The organism is Kitasatospora sp. NPDC056783, from assembly GCF_042789895.1.
GTDB lineage: Bacteria > Actinomycetota > Actinomycetes > Streptomycetales > Streptomycetaceae > Kitasatospora.
On sequence record NZ_JBHUAF010000728.1, the window covers coordinates 1 to 1,105 of the forward strand.

Consider the following 1,105-nt stretch of genomic DNA (forward strand, 5'->3'; position numbering starts at 1 on the left):
GTGGTCGCCCCGCACGGGCCGGGCGGCGAGCGGTCGACGGGCGGCACGCGGCCGGACCAGGTGAGGTGGTGGAGTGGCCAGTAGCAGACTTTTTACCCGGGGCCGTCCATTCGGGGGCGCGCGTCGGAGATACCACCCGAATTGCGGACGGCATTCGACTGATGGGGCATATTGTGTACACCGACAAACTACTCCGATGGTGGTCAGTTTCCCGTCGCGGTCCGCAAACCATCAGTTGACCCCCTTCGGCTGGGATAGCGTCGTGGGGTCGGGGGGTCGACACCGATCCGGTGTATTCGAACGCTAGCTACTGGGCCGTAACGGCCGAATGAGTCATGGAGAAAAACATGCGGCATTTCCCTGTGGAAAACCGGCCAGACGGGGTCGACGACCTTCAGCTCGCGATGGAATCCCTGGCCGCCTTCCCGTCCCGGAACGCAGGGAGCGGGGCGGATGTGACCGAGCGGCTCGCGGCCGTCCACGACCTCTGCCGCTCGGTCGACACGGTGCTGGACAGCCTGGTCGTCCAGGCGGCGGCCGAGGCGGCCGAAGAGGGCTGGACCGCGGCCCGGATGGCGGCCGAACACTCCGGCTACTACGCCAGGTTGCAGCGTGCGCTGCTCCCCGCCGGTGCCGGGCTGAACCGGCCGTGAACGCGGTGCAGACGGGCGCTCACGTGCTGTCCTGCCCCACCAGGTGGAGCGACGTCGACGAGAACGGTCACATCAACAACGCCCGTCTGGTCGGCTACATCCAGGAGGGGATTTACGATCTTCTCCGCCACCACGAAACCGCCGTCCGGGAATCGCTGTTCGCCTCCGGGTTCATTATCGCGAGACACGAGATCGATTACCTGGAACAGTTGCACCACCGGCCCGAACCGTTGTGGGTGCTGCTCACCGTGGAGCGGCTCGGGCGGAGTTCCGCGCAGATCGAGGTCAATGTCTGCCGGGACGGGATGGTCTTTATGCGGGCGCGGACCGTGGTGGTCGCCCGGGATCGCGAATCCGGCCGCTCGCGTGCGCTGAGCCCGGCCGAGCGGATCTTTCTCTCGGCGTTTATGGCGGACGCCACCCGTGCCCAGGCCGCGCTGGCGGCCACGACG

At 67.1% G+C, this 1,105-nt stretch carries 2 protein-coding genes; both read left to right on the top strand.

The window, feature by feature from the left end:
* The first annotated feature begins 335 nt into the window (after positions 1–335).
* Positions 336–653 (top strand): hypothetical protein, encoded by a 318-nt coding sequence (locus ACFRMQ_RS40910; RefSeq protein ID WP_380736016.1) that lies wholly within the window; start codon positions 336–338, stop codon positions 651–653.
* A partial coding sequence (locus ACFRMQ_RS40915; RefSeq protein ID WP_380736018.1) for an acyl-CoA thioesterase occupies positions 650–1,105 on the top strand: 456 nt, incomplete at its 3' end. The genes ACFRMQ_RS40910 and ACFRMQ_RS40915, both read left to right, overlap by 4 nt.